Source organism: Chroococcidiopsis sp. CCALA 051 (assembly GCF_003015105.1).
Lineage (GTDB): Bacteria > Cyanobacteriota > Cyanobacteriia > Cyanobacteriales > Chroococcidiopsidaceae > Chroococcidiopsis > Chroococcidiopsis thermalis.
Genome location: NZ_PYCI01000008.1, coordinates 43,489 through 58,171 on the forward strand (window position 1 = coordinate 43,489; position 14,683 = coordinate 58,171).

Sequence of the window (14,683 nt, forward strand, 5' to 3'; positions counted from 1 at the left end):
TGAGAGACGTTTCATATAACGTCTCTACTAACCGCTCTATGATACTTCTACTGGAGTTGGCGCGATCGCCTCTGGTTGCGATCGTCGAGCGATCGCCTCAATAAACCCCTTAAATAAAGGATGGGGCGTACTAGGGCGAGATTGAAACTCTGGATGAAATTGGCAGGCAATGAAAAATGGATGGCTGGGTAGTTCGATAATTTCTACCAAGCGTCCATCGGGGGAAGTGCCACTAATGACGTATCCCGACTCCAAAAATAGGTTGCGGTAGGCGTTGTTAAATTCGTAGCGATGGCGATGGCGTTCGTAAATTAGGGGCTTTTGATACAGTGCGTGCGCTAGGGTATTGGGTGTGAGACTGCAAGGATATAACCCTAGCCGCATGGTTCCACCTAAATCGACGACATCTTGCTGTTCTGGCAAAAGATTTATTACGGGATATTGACAATTAGGGGCAAACTCTGCGCTGTGGGCATCTTCCAAACGTGCAACATGACGCGCCCATTCAATCACAGAACATTGCATTCCCAAACACAAACCGAGGAACGGAATTTGATGTTCGCGGGCGTATTCTACTGCGGCAATTTTGCCATCTACACCGCGCACGCCGAAGCCTCCAGGGACGACGATACCATGAACACCCTGTAGTAAAGCGTCTGCCCCTTCTATTTCTAAATCTTCCGAGTTGATCCAACGCAGGTGTAATTCGCCATTTGTCGCGATCGCTGCATGGCGCAAAGCTTCTACTACCGATAGATAAGCATCGTTTAAACGCACGTACTTACCAACAATTGCCACTTCAACTTGGTGAGTGGGGTTGGCTTGTCGTTGTACTATAGTTTGCCATTGCGAGAGATCGGGCTGGCGTTGTCCGAGTTGCAGCAATTCTATGGTTTGCTGTGCCAGCCCTTCTGTTTCTAAAGTTAAGGGGACTTCATAGATACTGCTGGCATCTTGACAGCTAATGACGCATTCAACAGATACGTCACAAAATTCAGCCATTTTTGCTTTTAAACCGTCGGGTAGGGGGCGATCGCTGCGACAGACTAAAATATCTGGTTGAATCCCGATCGACCGCAACTCTTTAACAGAATGTTGTGTCGGTTTGGTTTTCATTTCCCCAGCCGAAGGAATCCAGGGAACGAGGGTAACGTGCATGTACAAGACGTTTTGTCGCCCTACATCCTTACGAAACTGGCGAATTGCTTCGAGAAATGGTAGCGATTCGATATCTCCCACCGTACCACCAATTTCGGTAATGACGACATCGGGATTCGTATTTTTGGCAACGCGCTGAATCCTTTCTTTAATTTCATTCGTAATATGGGGAATGACTTGTACCGTTCCCCCCATATAATCGCCACGCCGTTCTTTATTAATTACTGCCTGATAAATTGAACCAGTCGTGACGCTATTGAGGCGCGACATGGAAGTATCAGTAAAGCGTTCGTAGTGTCCTAAGTCTAAATCTGTTTCCGCGCCATCTTCGGTGACAAAAACTTCCCCATGTTGAAAGGGACTCATCGTACCTGGATCGACATTAATATAGGGGTCGAGTTTGAGAATAGAAACTGAATAATCTCGCGATTTGAGCAGCCGTCCCAAGCTTGCCGCTACAATACCCTTACCAATGCTGGAGACTACGCCACCAGTCACAAACACAAATTTAGTCATAGTAGTTTTTCTTAATCTTGGGCAACAAGAGCGCCATTCACCCCGATAATTGTGACATATTATCGAGAGGCTGGGGATTAAGTCAAAAGACTCCCCTGTACGGGCGCACAGCCGTGCGCCCCTACCGACTCCCTAATTCCTCTATTTTGGCGTGAAAAAACTTTTCGGATTATTCTTTCTCGGAACTATCTTTGTCCTGCTTATGGTACGTCCAGTTGGGGCAGAACAGCAACTATCAGTAGTGTATCCCCCTGCTAACCATCAAACAGTAGCCGATCGCATCTTTTTGGTAGGAACAGCGCCGCCAACGGGTAAAGTTTTGGTTAACGGTAAACCGATAGAACGCAGTCGCGCCGGACATTTTGCCCCTAGTTTTCCCTTGCGAGTCGGGGAGAATACTTTTATATTGCAATATCAAGATCGACAGGTGCAACTAAAGGTACAGCGACAAGATACAACCCCCGTACCACCTGTAGGATTGGCTTTTGGTAAAGATTCCTTGACTCCTAATGTCGATATTGCCAGAATGCCAGGGGAACTTGTTTGTTTTAGCGCGATCGCACCTCCTCAATCTACAGTTTCCGTGCAATTAGGCAAAGATAACATTCGTCTTTTCCCCCAACTACAGCAAGCACAACTACCAGCTAACTCCGCACTTTTAACCGGACGAAATCAGCCAACTCGACAATTAACATCTGGGCAATATCAAGGTTGTACCACTCTACCAGAATTAGGGAATTTCGTAGATGGCAATAATACTATTACTAGCGGTTTCACTCCTAGTGCTGGAATTCAACCACAGTTTCAACTAATATTAAACGGTCAAACCGTGACTCAATCAAGTCCAGGTAAAGTTACAATCCTCTCACCTGCAAATTTAGAAGTCGTCGAAGTCACGGCAAATGAGGGAGTAGCGCGAACTGGTGCAAGTACCGACTACTCTCGCCTCACACCTTTACCCAAGGATACGCGGGCAGCAGTTACAGCAAAAGAAGGGGAATGGCTGCGCTTAGATTATGGCGGTTGGATTAATAGTAAGGAAACCAGAACTATACCAGGAGCAATCCCACCGCGATCGCTCATTCGGAGTGTCAGCGCCCGTCGCGTACCTGGGGCAACAGAAATCGTATTTCCGCTACAAGTCTCCGTACCCGTAAGCATACAGCAGGGCGATCGCACCTTAACGCTAACTCTATATAACACCACCGCTCAAACAGATACAATCCGCCTCGACGACGACCCCACAATCTCTCGCCTCGATTGGCAGCAAGTCACACCCGATCGCTTGGAATATATTTTTAACCTCAAATCTCAACAACAATGGGGTTATAAATTGCGCTACGAAGGAACGAGTTTGGTGTTGACACTGCGTCATTCTCCTAAAATTCAAAATTCAAAATTCAAAATTCAAAATTCAAAATTCCAAGTTTCCGATTCCCGACTCCCCTGTACGGGCGCACAGCAGTGCGCCCCTACCGACTCTCCTCTTTCTGGAATCAAAATTCTCCTCGATCCCGGACATGGAGGGAAGGAAACTGGGGCTTTGGGACCAACGGGTTATCCTGAAAAAGATATCAATTTATTAATATCTAAATTAGTTCGGGAACAGCTAGAAAAACGAGGCGCGGAAGTTTACCTGACGCGGGAGGAAGACGTAGATTTATCGTTACCAGATCGAGTAGCCATAATCGATAAAATCGAACCCGCGATCGCAATTTCTCTACATTACAATGCTCTACCAGATGCAGGTGATGCCATGAAAACGCAAGGATTAGCTGCCTTTTGGTATCATCCCCAAGCACACGATCTCGCCAGTTTTTTACATAGTTATTTAGTCCAAAAACTGAACCGCCCAGACTACGGACTGTACTGGAACAATCTCGCTTTAACTCGTCCCGCTTCAGCCCCAACAATCTTATTAGAGTTAGGCTTCATGATTAACCCCCACGAATTTGAATGGATCGTCAACCCGCAAGCACAACAACAACTAGCCAGCGCGATCGCCCAAGGAATAACACAATGGTTTAGTACTATCAGATAAACTCTTAGCCTTCTTCTTTGCGCCTTTGCGTCTTGGCACGACAAAAAACTAAAACTTAAGTTTTTAACTTTTAACTTTTAACTTTTGACTTTCCCAAAAGGCTTGCTGAATCCGCATCTAAAAACAATGTTGCCTGAGCTTGACTTCTAAGTATAGTAGCAGGACAACTCGTAGCGATCGCACCTTCTAAAGTCTGCTGTACTGCTTGAGCTTTATGTTTCCCAAGAGCAAAACAAAATATCTTTTGTGCTAAACAAATTGCTGGAATTGTTAATGTAAAAGCGTATTGCGGTACGGCTGCAATATTATTAAAATAACCTTGGTTAACTTGTTGCTGACGAGTAGATAATTCTAACTTTACAAGTTTTATATAGTCAGGATCTTGAAAATCTGCTACTGATGGTTCGTTAAAAGCCAAGTGTCCGTTGCCTCCCATTCCCAAACAACATAGATCGATAGGCTGAGACAATAATAACTTAGTATAGCGATCGCATTCTGCCAACGGTTGTACGGTATCGCCATCAATATAGTGAAATGCTGCTGGATGAACTTTCTCTTCGACTCGTTCGCGCAAGTAACGCCGAAAACTCGCCGGATGGTTAGCATCAATTCCTAAATATTCATCCAGATGGAAAAAGACAATTCGCGACCAGTCTATCTCACCTAAATTTACCAATTTTGAGAGAAATTCAATTTGAGAATTGCCAGTTGCTAATATTACCCTAGCAGTCTCTTGCTGCGTCAGTAAGTTTTGTAAATAGCGTTGCGTAATTTTAGCTGCGTCTGTGGTAAGTTCATCAGCGCGATCGTACAAACGTACTGTCAGCGCATCTACTGGAAAAATTTTAGCGAGTGTGTCGGTTTGGAAGTTGTGAGGAAGATCGGACATTTAAACAGCCTGACAAGCGTACCGCCACTCTATATATAACAGGGAGCAAGGAGTAGGGAGTAGACGATTTTTCAAGTTTGTTTGCTGCTATACGAATTGACTGATAGCTCGAACTTAATTTGTTTATGCCGAAATAGTGCTGCTTGACAAATTGCTAGAGGCGCAGTTTCACCGTAACCCCAAACACCATTTGGGATAAAGCTAGCAACAAAAGGTAATCCTGGTAACGAGTGTTCCTCAACGCGAAATAACTCAAAGTGGGGTGCGACTGAGTTTTCTAAATCCCAAGCTACCAATTCTAATGCAGCTCTGATATCTGTAGAATAAGGACGCACGAATAAATTGAATTTTTCTGCTATTAAACTATCTAAATCTACTAAAGAGTCAACTTTAATTGTTTCTAAGTCTTCAGGTTGTAATTCCGTTAGTTCAAATGTTTCTTCCATATTATTTACTACTAGTTTTAGTTTGGTATAATTTGGTATAGCGAATACAAGCAAGACTTATTGATAGGAGAATGTAGAGGATCGATCGCTAAAAAACAATCCCTCTATAGAGAGATTTTACTAGAAATATGCTGTGGAAAAAGCTGCGAATGTAGAGACGCTATGTATAACGCCTCCACAAATGTCTGTACGAGACTTAGATTTCTGCTACGGCTCTTTCAATTAACCGTCGTGCTAAGGTTTGGGTTCCTGTATGTTCGTAATAATTGGTCGAGACATCGAGAAAAGCAGCGAGGTAGTCTAATTTATCGTCAGCAACATCCATAAAACCTCGTAGATTGCTCACAACTTTCTGCGGTGTCAACCCACGAGAAACAACTAAATCACTCATCCAGCCCGTGACAGAGTTGAAACTTTCACCGATAAAGTTCAACTTACTGGCAGAATTATTCCCGGGAATATCGCTATTGATATTTTGGAAGGTAGAGTTTTGCTCTAATTCCTGGGGACTGATTCGATCTAAAGTTGCTAAAGCCATTTGGATAAAATCAGCACCAAAAGGAATCAAACCATCGACGCAAACTAAGGCTACCATACGCATCAAGGATTCGCCACTATAATCCGCCAGGGAAGTAACGAAATCACCAATACTATCGCCAGGAATACCATTAATTTGACAAAAAGCTAGCAACTCGACGACTAATTTCAAAGTTAGGTCGATAGTTTGAGCTTTATCAGCTTTAGGAGTGACTTTATTTAAGAAACCCAAAAGCGGAATTTTTTCTCCAACTTTATTCGCTAAAGCTGCTGCACCCAAAGCTTTATCAGTACTATCTACAGTTTGGTATAACCACATCGCCCTTTGATATCCTTGAGAGCGATCGTTGTAGAGATAAATTGCTCGTTCGCCAACTTGTTGAATAATACTTTCGTCAGTTTCGCCTGTAACGGTACGAATTGTATTTTCAAAACCAACTAAATTATTCCACTGCCCGGGAATCACAAAATCAAGCGATCGCAGCATGGAAACAGTCATATTATTGGTAGATAGTCCGTCCACCAACTCAATAATTGATTTGCTCATATCAATCTCCTTGATTAGTCATTTGTCATTTGTCATTTGCGATCGCGAAATGACTAATTCATTGCAATTTTGAGAGTCCATTGAGGTTGAATTTCTTTAACCACGCTTCGCGATCGCTAGCTGTAAAGGATGGATCGCGAGATAAAACTTTAACTTGATAGCGATCGCCGACTAATACTGCTGTTTGTGTCGTACCAACTTCTACGGCGGGATAACCGTTAATTTGTTTTGTACTCGTCTTAAATTTTGCTGCGGCAGTGGGCAAGCTTGTAGTATCAGAAATAGACAGCATTGCCAGATCTTTACCACCTCTCTTCAATTTTGCCTCAGCAAAACCTTTTTTCTCTTGGGTATAAACTCGTTGAAATTCACCGCTCGCAGCTGGGAAAAATCGATTGAACTCGCTGCCTTGAGTCGCTTCTTTGACTACTGCTTGACCGCTTTTTTGCCGATTGCTGACCTGTTGTGCTTGGTCAAACCGCCCTGGAGTTTCTGTAGCCGTACATGCTGTAGTAAATAGTAACAATGACAGCATTAACGCCACTAAAATTTTACGCCCTTGACGAAAAAACATAACGCCTCCTGCTCGATTCTTTACACTTATCATTTATTCTGGCGATCGCTTGCTTTAGTTTCGGAAGATTTTAGATGCGTTGGGCAATGACAGCGTAAAACGGATCTTTCACACCGACACCCAACCACTGAATGAAATTATTCGTGCCGGACTGATGGGTAATAACTTCGGGTTCGGAGAATCCTGGTATGGCTTGAAAATACTGTTTGACTAATTCTACCCGGCTCGACTCCGTTCCATCGCGCCAAGCTTGAATTGCTTTTTGGTAAAACATGCGGTTGGAAAAGCTGATAATCACAATTCCGCCTGGTTTAAGAATCCGATGAATCTCGTTAAACACTGCTTCCGGATACTGCAAGTATTGTATCGAAACAGTATTCAATACTGCGTCGAAATCTTGGTCTGGTAGCGGAAATTTAGGATTCTGATTCAAATTTTGCACGAAATAATGATGCAATCGAGGATTACGGGCTAGTTCCTCTTCATTCATCCCGTGTCCCTCTACATGAGCAAACTCCATTTCCTCTGGAAGGTGGGACACCCAGCTACTCATCATGTCGAAAATTCGGGTGTGGGGTTTGAGCCGTTCTCGATATAACTGAGTCAGTTGTTGAATAAAATTATCGTCTACATGGGTGACAAATCGCGGAAAAGAATAGAACTGCTGGTCGTTGGTATCGTCTAACTTGATCCGGTCGTGAGGGCGCAAAATCATAATTCGAGCGTTTAAATACCTCTACTCTTCTCAGTTTAGAAAAAATTACGAAGTGTAAAGCTATTCTTCCACCCATTTCTAACTAACGAATCGGGTTGTGGACGGTAACTAATTTCGTTCCATCAGGGAATGTTGCCTCTATCTGGACTTCATGCAACATCTCCGGTACTCCCTCCATGACTTCATCTCGCATCAAGAGAGTTGCACCAAAACTCATCAACTCGGCGACAGTGCGTCCTTCTCGCGCCCCTTCCAGAATAGCGGCAGAAATATACGCCACTGCCTCTGGATAGTTAAGTTTTAGTCCTCTAGTTTTACGGCGTTCTGCTACCAAAGCAGCGGTGAAGATGAGTAGTTTATCCTTTTCCTGCGGCGTAAGTTGCATTGAGTGTCCTTTTTATTGTTGCCAAACTCTAGGTAAACAGCTAGATCTGTCTAATAATGATAAGCGTAGTAACTGCCACACAGATGTAAACCAGTTTCGCACCTCAATTGAACTAGAGCCACGGTAGCGACATAATAATCCATGTGGAAGGCGAGTGGCTCCAGAATTCGGAATTCGGAATTCGGAATTCGGAATTGCTCTCCCTTGTCCCCCTTGTCCCCGTAATTCTCTCACTTGCGCTACTAATTCCGGTGAGACTTCGCAGCCAATCCAAGCAAGAGTAGCAACAATAGAATGTCCGGCTAAACCGTGGGGACTATTGAGAACCGCTTCTTCTCCTGGCAACCATTGTCGGTCGATCCATAAAGGTTGTCCTTGTTGCCAGACTTCGGTATACGATCGCCATTCTCCTTGTAAAAATTTTTCTCCTCTAGCGCTGCGTCCAAATCTGGTAATTTCCCAACCCAACCAGCTACCACCTGGAGCTAATTCTACGCGCAAGTCTTGACGATAATTTGCGCCGTTAAAGACAATTGTTTCTTGCGGCAGCCACTCCAAACAAGCACCTTCATCAATCTGAATCTCGACTATTTGTCTAGCTTGTAAGCCGTTGCTGCGATAAATTTTACTCGCTGCTGTTGTCGTGACTAAAGCTTGCGATCGCGGTTGGAGTTGCAGGTTAATGGAAAGGCGATCGCCCCCCACAATTCCCCCAGCCGTGTGCAAGATAGCAGTATGGCATATGTCTCCTTCTGGGTAAAACGGACGCTGCACTTTTAACGGTGCTTGAACGCGATCGCTTATTGGTTGTGTCTTGCCATTGCGCAGAGCATACACAATATCTAAATTGCCATGCCAGGTAGAAGGAATAGTTTTTTCTTGATGCACGGAATTATTGTAGTTGGTCACTGGTCACTGGTCACTGGTTACTGACTCAAATGGCTCGTATTTTCCTCCCAGTGCTTCTACAATCGTTTGCGTATTGGCTGCCATCATTTTGATGTATGAATCTCCATTACTACCAGCAGCACCGATGGAGTCGGAATAGAGTTGGCGCGGTGCTAACTTGACTCCCGCCTCTTGAGCAACAGTAGTAATTAAAGCAGGATTAATTGTAGTTTCGGCAAAAATAGCGGGAACTCCAGCTTTTCTGACAGCTTCAACTAATTTTTGAACGGTCTGGGCGCTGGGTTGTTCTTCCGTACTGATGCCAATAAGAGTCCCGGCGATCGCCATTCCATAGGCGCGACCGAAGTATTGAAATGCATCGTGCGTCGTAACTAATTTTCGTCGTTCTGCGGGAATGGTTTGAATTTGCTGCGTCATCCATATATCTAATTTCTGCAACTGGGCGATCAGTTGTGCGGCATTTTGGGTAAACTTCTCTTTATCTTCTGGTGACAATTCAATCAAAGCATCGCGAATCCGGTTCACCATTTGAATTGAGTTTTCCACATCGCCCCAAACGTGAGGATCGGGGACGACTTCCCCTTTGCCTTTATCTAGCTGTAAAGGTTTCACAACTTCCCCTACAGCCAATTTACGCCCTTGCAATCCTGCCGCATTCATCAGCTTAATCAGTCCTGGTTCTAAGTTGTAGCCGTTATACAAAATCAAGTCTGCATCTTCCAACGCCTGACTATCGGCTGGTACTGGTTCGTAAACGTGGGGATCGTCCCCCGGCTGCAAAATTCCCCGCAGTTGAATTTCTTCTCCTCCTACCCGTTCTGCCAAGTCGTTAATGATGGTGCTAGTCGCCACCACTTGCGGCTTTTCTGTCCCCGGAGAGGTGCGGCTTGCATCTGGTTGGCTACAACTAGATAGAAGGGCAAGAGGCAAGAGGCAAATAAGAATTCGGAATTCGGAATTCGGAATTCGGAATTGAAGATTCTTGACTGCTGGTGGTTGGTGGTTGGTGGTTGGTGGTTGTTGCACCTGAAGCCCACCTGCTCCCCTGCTCCCCTGCTCCCTGCTCCCTGCTCTATCATCATTCCCGCTTATCATCAACATTATTTCCTTTTATAGATGTTTTCATATTCTTTTCATTTTTACAGTATGCTCAAAGTAGACAAAAAAAGTTAGTGTTATGAAAACTTTTAATTTGAAACTCCAGCCCAGAATAAATACTCATGGGTTTGTGTCAACTGCTGCGAACGTACAGAAAATGGATATGAATATCGCCAGCGCCGCAAATATTAATATCAGCCATTTAGGGGTGCAGTACCGCACGCAGGAAGCACTACGCGATGTTAACTGTACGGTGCGACCTGGAAGGCTGACCGGAGTTTTTGGTCCAAATGGTGCGGGTAAAAGTACTCTGATCAAAGCAATGTTGGGACTGGTTCCTCTGTCTAGCGGTAACGTGCTTTACCAGGGAAAGCCTTTGGTGCAGCAGTTGGAAAAAGTTGCATACGTTCCCCAGCGATCGCAAATTGACTGGACTTATCCTGCTACGGTGTGGGATGTGGTAATGATGGGCAGAGTCAAGAAAACGGGTTTATTTCAGCGTTTCTCTACTGTCAGCCGTAAAGTCGCCCAGTCTGCATTAGAACGGGTGGGAATGGACGCATATAAAAATCGTCCCATCGGACAGCTATCGGGAGGACAACAGCAACGGGTATTTTTAGCACGGGCTTTGACTCAAGAAGCCGAAATCTTTTGCTTTGACGAACCACTAGTAGGAATTGACCAAAAAACCCAAACTGTAATTTTTGATGTTTTCCACGAATTAGCCCAAGCTGGAAAAATCGTCTTAGTTGTGAATCACGACTTGGGAGAATCGATTCAGCACTTTGACGATTTGATTCTGCTCAATCGCGAGATAATTGCTACAGGCGATCGCGCTTCAGTGTTAACTGAAGATAATCTTTATCGCGCCTACAGTGGTAAAGTGATGTATTTTAGTGGAGCTGCTGCTTAATGCTTGAGGCACTCATTGAGCCGTTGCAGTATGGGTTCATGCAGCGATCGCTGATCGTGGCGATTCTTGTTGGTTTATTGTGTGCTGTCGTCGGCAGTTACTTGATGGTACAACGCTTAGCTTTGTTAGGAGATGCGATTAGTCACTCTGTACTACCAGGACTCGCGATCGCCTTTTTAGTTGGAGCAAATATTTTTGTTGGGGCGTTTATTGCTGGGGTAATGAGTACGCTGCTAATCGCTTGGATACGCACGCGATCGCCAATTAAAGAAGATGCAGCGATGGGAATAGTATTTTCAGCTTTTTTCGCCTTGGGAATTACCTTAATCACAACAATTCAGAAGCAAAATAAAATCGATCTGAATCACTTTTTATTTGGCAATATTCTCGGCGTGACATTTGATGATGTCCGCGATACGGCAATTATTGCCACTGTAGTATTAATTGTTGTTTTCCTCTTATACAAAGAACTCCTATTTTACACTTTCGATCCGCTAGGCGCTCAAGCTGCTGGCTTACCAGTGAATCAGCTAAATTTTGGTTTAATGTTGTTAATTGCTTTAACAATTGTCGCCAGCATGAAAGCAGTAGGCGTGATTTTAGTATTATCCCTCCTCATTACACCTGGGGCAACAGCTTATTTACTAGTCACTCGCTTGCATCAAGTGATGATTTTAGGTGCGGCGATTGGGATTGTTTCTAGTATTAGCGGCATGTATCTCAGTTACTTTTTTAACTTACCATCCGGTCCCGCGATCGTTTTAGTTGTTTCGGGATTATTTGCCTTAGCTTTTTTATTCAGTCCCAATTATGGGGTTTTTATGCGTTGGCGACAAGTGAAAACCAAGCAGTTGAGTAATGAATAATAGTAGAGTCAATTCTATCATTTGAATAATATATATCTTATAGGAGCGGACGGTTATGCGTCCCTACCTATGATATGTTCGTAATTGGTAATTGCTATACGAGCATTTTTTTATACTCTAGGTAAGATACATGGCTGACATTGTCGATATTGCTGTTGGTGCGGGTTCTTTCAATACTTTAGTAGCGGCAGTACAAGCAGCAGGGTTAGTAGACACCCTCAAAAGTCCTGGTCCCTTCACGGTGTTTGCACCTAACGACGAAGCATTTGCACAACTACCACCTGGAACTATTCAAACCTTACTACAAAACATTCCTCAATTAGCAAGAATTTTAACTTTCCATGTTGTTTCTGGTAAGTTGATGCAAGCTGACTTAGCAAAAGTCGATTCTGTCATTTCGGTGGAAGGTTCGCCAATTCCGATTAATTGTACTGATAGCTTTGAAGTCAAAAATGCCACAGTATTAGCACCAGATATTGAAGCTGATAACGGCGTGATTCATGTAATTAACCGCGTTATTTTAATGGGGTAATTTATATCTGTAGAGACGTTACATGTAACGTCTCTACATCAGGCGATCGACGTTTTAATATCTGCAACCAACTCATCAATTCTTTCTTTAGTCGTTCCCCAAGAACACATAAATCTTACACCACCAGCACCGATAAAAGTGTAGAATTGCCAGTTCTTAGCACGTAATTGATTAATAGTATGTTCTGATAACTGCACGAACACACCATTGACTTGTCTGGGAAATAGAATTTCTACACCTTCAATGTTTAAAAGTTGATTTTCTAAATATTCCGCACATTCATTAGCGTGACGCGCATTTCTTAACCAAGCACCTGATTCTAACAAACCCAGCCAAGGTGCGGAAATAAATCGCATTTTCGATGCTAATTGTCCCGCTTGCTTGCAGCGATAGGCAAAGTCTTCTGCTAAGCTTTTATTAAAGAAGATAATTGCTTCACCCATTGCCGTACCGTTCTTCGTTCCACAAAAACACAAGACATCAACGCCACTTTTCCAGGTAATTTCTGCTGGAGTTTTATTCATTGCGACGACAGCATTGGCAAAGCGTGCGCCATCCATATGAATTTTTAAGTCATATTTTTGGGCAACTGCTTTAATTGCTAAAAGTTCGTCGATAGAATATAAAGTTCCTAATTCTGTAGCTTGTGTCAAGCTAATAACTTTAGGTTTGGGAAAGTGAATATCTGCACGTTTGCTGACAATCGCTTCTACTGACGCTGGGTTTAGCTTACCCACTTCGCCTTTTGCTAGTAATAACTTAGAACCATTAGAAGCAAATTCTGGCGCGCCGCATTCATCGGTTTCAATATGTGCGACTTCGTGACAAATGACACTGTGGTAAGACTGACAAAGTGCAGCTAAAGATAGAGAATTAGCAGCCGTGCCGTTAAAGACGAAGAATACTTCGCAGTCAGTTTCAAAGATTTGCCGAAAATAATCGGAAGCTTTTTGCGTCCATTCATCGTTACCATATGCAGGCGAACTACCTGCATTCGCTTTCAGCATATATTCTAAAGCTTCTGGACAAATTCCAGAGTAGTTATCGCTGGCAAATTGTTCTGGGTTGTTTACCATAATCTATCTACATAATTAATGTTTTTTGCATCGATCGCAATGTCCGCAACCTGAAAATGGTAATTCTTGACTGAAACCAAAACATTTTAACAAATACTGCCAGCGACACTGTTTCGTTGTAAGATACTGAGTCATCTGCTGTACGGCAAGAAATTGTTTAGGTGGCTTTAGTTTAATTGGTTGACGGATCGTGTAATAAAATGGATCTTGCCAGTCTAACAAATTAGTGCTGTGGAGGAGAGATAACGCAATCGCACCATCAGAAAATTTTCGTGCTACAGCCTCCACTTCTCCTTTAACTGGAAGTTTTTTGGCTAATTGCTGTGCTACTAAATATTGCGATCGCATTTTATTTTCAAAAAATTGCTGACGCTGCTTATCTTCTGGATCTAACCATCCTGTAGGTTCGCTAATTAACGTCAATGCAATACTCGGTTTTCCATCTCTACCAGCACGCCCAACTTCCTGCACGTATTCTGATAATAATAAGGGAGAGTGGAAATGTATCACCCATCTCACATTAGGTTTATTAATCCCCATTCCGAACGCGCTGGTACAGACAACAAACTGCATTTCTCCATTTAACCAGCTAGCTTCAATTCTACGGCGTTCTGCTGGACTCAAACCCGCATGATAAGCCGCAGTCATATATCCTCGTTGCGTCAACCACTCTGCTAAACTTTCGCTATCGCGGCGGGTACGCACGTAAACTAACCCAGCTTCCCCCTGTTGTGACTGAATAAATTTCTCTAATTGTTGTTTCCGTCCTTTAGGTGTCCAAACTATTTTTACCTGAAGCTGGAGATTGGAACGGTAGGGATTTTGACGAAAAATTGCTGGTTGTTGTAGTTGTAAGACTTGCTGAATTGTCTGCTGAGTTGTCGGATCGGCAGTTGCAGTAAAAGCGGCGATCGCAATTTTTGTCCCAACTGGTTTAGACTGAAGTAAAGCCGATCGCACTGTACCCAAACGGCGATATGCAGGACGAAATGTATCGCCCCATTGAGATAAACAGTGAGCTTCATCTAAAATTAAAGTATCAATTTTTAATTGCGGTTGAGATAACCTTTCCCAAATCGGTTTGCTAAGTAAAGTTTCTGGCGATAAATAAAGTAGTTTTAATTGTTGCTGTTCTAATTGTTGTAAAGTTTTAAAACGGCTGTCTTTTGGTAGTTCACTGTGTAATAAAGCAGCAGGAAGATGGCGATCGCGCAATTCTTTAACTTGATTTTCCATCAACGCTACTAGAGGAGAAACGACTATAGTTAAACCTGTTTGTAGTAGTGCTGGAAGTTGAAAACAAATCGACTTACCTCCACCCGTAGGCATAATTATCAAAGTATCTTGCCCCGATAATATACTACGAATAATTTCCCCTTGAGGCGGGCGAAAATCTGCATATCCCCAGATTTTTTGTAAGGTAGCGCGAATATGTTGCCCAGATCCAGAGTCATGCATTGTTGTTCAGCAATTTTTTGACT

Annotated in this window: 15 protein-coding genes; 4 read left to right on the top strand and 11 right to left on the bottom strand. The window is 43.5% G+C overall.

The window, feature by feature from the left end; genetic code table 11:
• Positions 1 to 36: 36 nt before the first annotated feature.
• A complete protein-coding gene (locus C7Y66_RS03165; RefSeq protein ID WP_015156635.1) occupies positions 37 to 1,674 on the bottom strand; it encodes a CTP synthase in 1,638 nt (545 codons plus the stop codon).
• A gap of 202 nt (positions 1,675 to 1,876) precedes the next feature.
• On the opposite strand from C7Y66_RS03165, the gene C7Y66_RS03170 reads away from it, so the two are divergent.
• Positions 1,877 to 3,715: an N-acetylmuramoyl-L-alanine amidase gene (locus tag C7Y66_RS03170; protein ID WP_199197222.1), complete on the top strand. Its 1,839-nt coding sequence runs from the start codon at positions 1,877 to 1,879 to the stop codon at positions 3,713 to 3,715.
• Between the two features lie 70 nt (positions 3,716 to 3,785).
• On the opposite strand, the gene C7Y66_RS03175 is transcribed toward C7Y66_RS03170, so the two are convergent.
• From C7Y66_RS03175 to C7Y66_RS03210, 8 genes are all read right to left on the bottom strand, one after another.
• Complete coding sequence (locus C7Y66_RS03175; protein WP_106544433.1) at positions 3,786 to 4,604, bottom strand: glucosamine-6-phosphate deaminase; 819 nt, start codon at positions 4,602 to 4,604, stop codon at positions 3,786 to 3,788.
• Positions 4,605 to 4,675: 71 nt separating this feature from the next.
• On the bottom strand, positions 4,676 to 5,050 hold the full coding sequence (locus C7Y66_RS03180) for a hypothetical protein (RefSeq protein ID WP_106544434.1): 375 nt from the start codon (positions 5,048 to 5,050) through the stop codon (positions 4,676 to 4,678).
• 196 nt (positions 5,051 to 5,246) lie between these two features.
• Positions 5,247 to 6,134, bottom strand: coding sequence for a hypothetical protein (locus tag C7Y66_RS03185; RefSeq protein WP_106544435.1), 888 nt, complete (start codon positions 6,132 to 6,134; stop codon positions 5,247 to 5,249).
• A gap of 58 nt (positions 6,135 to 6,192) precedes the next feature.
• On the bottom strand, positions 6,193 to 6,708 hold the full coding sequence (locus tag C7Y66_RS03190; RefSeq protein ID WP_015156630.1) for a hypothetical protein: 516 nt from the start codon (positions 6,706 to 6,708) through the stop codon (positions 6,193 to 6,195).
• Positions 6,709 to 6,778: 70 nt separating this feature from the next.
• On the bottom strand, positions 6,779 to 7,423 hold the full coding sequence (locus C7Y66_RS03195) for a class I SAM-dependent methyltransferase (RefSeq protein WP_015156629.1): 645 nt from the start codon (positions 7,421 to 7,423) through the stop codon (positions 6,779 to 6,781).
• Between the two features lie 82 nt (positions 7,424 to 7,505).
• On the bottom strand, positions 7,506 to 7,808 hold the full coding sequence (ureA, locus tag C7Y66_RS03200) for an urease subunit gamma (RefSeq protein ID WP_015156628.1): 303 nt from the start codon (positions 7,806 to 7,808) through the stop codon (positions 7,506 to 7,508).
• A gap of 12 nt (positions 7,809 to 7,820) precedes the next feature.
• Positions 7,821 to 8,717 carry an urease accessory protein UreD gene (locus C7Y66_RS03205; RefSeq protein WP_199197223.1) on the bottom strand — a complete coding sequence of 299 codons (897 nt, stop codon included), beginning with the start codon at positions 8,715 to 8,717 and terminating at the stop codon, positions 7,821 to 7,823.
• Between the two features lie 3 nt (positions 8,718 to 8,720).
• A complete protein-coding gene (locus tag C7Y66_RS03210; protein ID WP_233222505.1) occupies positions 8,721 to 9,818 on the bottom strand; it encodes a metal ABC transporter substrate-binding protein in 1,098 nt (365 codons plus the stop codon).
• Positions 9,819 to 9,972: 154 nt separating this feature from the next.
• Here C7Y66_RS03210 and C7Y66_RS03215 point away from each other — a divergent pair, with 154 nt between their 5' ends.
• The 3 genes from C7Y66_RS03215 to C7Y66_RS03225 all read left to right on the top strand — a co-directional run bounded on the left by C7Y66_RS03215 (position 9,973) and on the right by C7Y66_RS03225 (position 12,126).
• Positions 9,973 to 10,728 carry a metal ABC transporter ATP-binding protein gene (locus tag C7Y66_RS03215; RefSeq protein ID WP_106544437.1) on the top strand — a complete coding sequence of 252 codons (756 nt, stop codon included), beginning with the start codon at positions 9,973 to 9,975 and terminating at the stop codon, positions 10,726 to 10,728.
• Positions 10,728 to 11,594 carry a metal ABC transporter permease gene (locus C7Y66_RS03220; RefSeq protein ID WP_106544438.1) on the top strand — a complete coding sequence of 289 codons (867 nt, stop codon included), beginning with the start codon at positions 10,728 to 10,730 and terminating at the stop codon, positions 11,592 to 11,594. The genes C7Y66_RS03215 and C7Y66_RS03220 overlap by 1 nt, the downstream gene beginning before the upstream one ends.
• 130 nt (positions 11,595 to 11,724) lie before the next feature.
• Entirely contained in the window at positions 11,725 to 12,126 is a 402-nt protein-coding gene (locus tag C7Y66_RS03225) for a fasciclin domain-containing protein (RefSeq protein ID WP_106544439.1), read from the top strand.
• A gap of 38 nt (positions 12,127 to 12,164) precedes the next feature.
• On the opposite strand, the gene C7Y66_RS03230 is transcribed toward C7Y66_RS03225, so the two are convergent.
• The gene (locus C7Y66_RS03230) at positions 12,165 to 13,202 is read right to left on the bottom strand and encodes a low specificity L-threonine aldolase (protein WP_106544440.1); all 1,038 of its coding nucleotides are present in this window, start codon (positions 13,200 to 13,202) and stop codon (positions 12,165 to 12,167) included.
• Between the two features lie 15 nt (positions 13,203 to 13,217).
• Positions 13,218 to 14,660, bottom strand: a complete 1,443-nt coding sequence (locus tag C7Y66_RS03235) for an ATP-dependent DNA helicase RecQ (protein ID WP_106544441.1) — start codon at positions 14,658 to 14,660, stop codon at positions 13,218 to 13,220.
• Positions 14,661 to 14,683: the final 23 nt, after the last annotated feature.

Coding starts and splice junctions, on each gene's coding strand:
- C7Y66_RS03165 (WP_015156635.1), bottom strand. CDS start 1,674: ATGACTAAATTTGTGTTTGTGACTGGTGGCGTAGTCTCCAGCATTGGT.
- C7Y66_RS03170 (WP_199197222.1), top strand. CDS start 1,877: ATGGTACGTCCAGTTGGGGCAGAACAGCAACTATCAGTAGTGTATCCC.
- C7Y66_RS03175 (WP_106544433.1), bottom strand. CDS start 4,604: ATGTCCGATCTTCCTCACAACTTCCAAACCGACACACTCGCTAAAATT.
- C7Y66_RS03180 (WP_106544434.1), bottom strand. CDS start 5,050: ATGGAAGAAACATTTGAACTAACGGAATTACAACCTGAAGACTTAGAA.
- C7Y66_RS03185 (WP_106544435.1), bottom strand. CDS start 6,134: ATGAGCAAATCAATTATTGAGTTGGTGGACGGACTATCTACCAATAAT.
- C7Y66_RS03190 (WP_015156630.1), bottom strand. CDS start 6,708: ATGTTTTTTCGTCAAGGGCGTAAAATTTTAGTGGCGTTAATGCTGTCA.
- C7Y66_RS03195 (WP_015156629.1), bottom strand. CDS start 7,423: ATGATTTTGCGCCCTCACGACCGGATCAAGTTAGACGATACCAACGAC.
- ureA (WP_015156628.1), bottom strand. CDS start 7,808: ATGCAACTTACGCCGCAGGAAAAGGATAAACTACTCATCTTCACCGCT.
- C7Y66_RS03210 (WP_233222505.1), bottom strand. CDS start 9,818: ATGTTGATGATAAGCGGGAATGATGATAGAGCAGGGAGCAGGGAGCAG.
- C7Y66_RS03215 (WP_106544437.1), top strand. CDS start 9,973: ATGGATATGAATATCGCCAGCGCCGCAAATATTAATATCAGCCATTTA.
- C7Y66_RS03220 (WP_106544438.1), top strand. CDS start 10,728: ATGCTTGAGGCACTCATTGAGCCGTTGCAGTATGGGTTCATGCAGCGA.
- C7Y66_RS03225 (WP_106544439.1), top strand. CDS start 11,725: ATGGCTGACATTGTCGATATTGCTGTTGGTGCGGGTTCTTTCAATACT.
- C7Y66_RS03230 (WP_106544440.1), bottom strand. CDS start 13,202: ATGGTAAACAACCCAGAACAATTTGCCAGCGATAACTACTCTGGAATT.
- C7Y66_RS03235 (WP_106544441.1), bottom strand. CDS start 14,660: ATGCATGACTCTGGATCTGGGCAACATATTCGCGCTACCTTACAAAAA.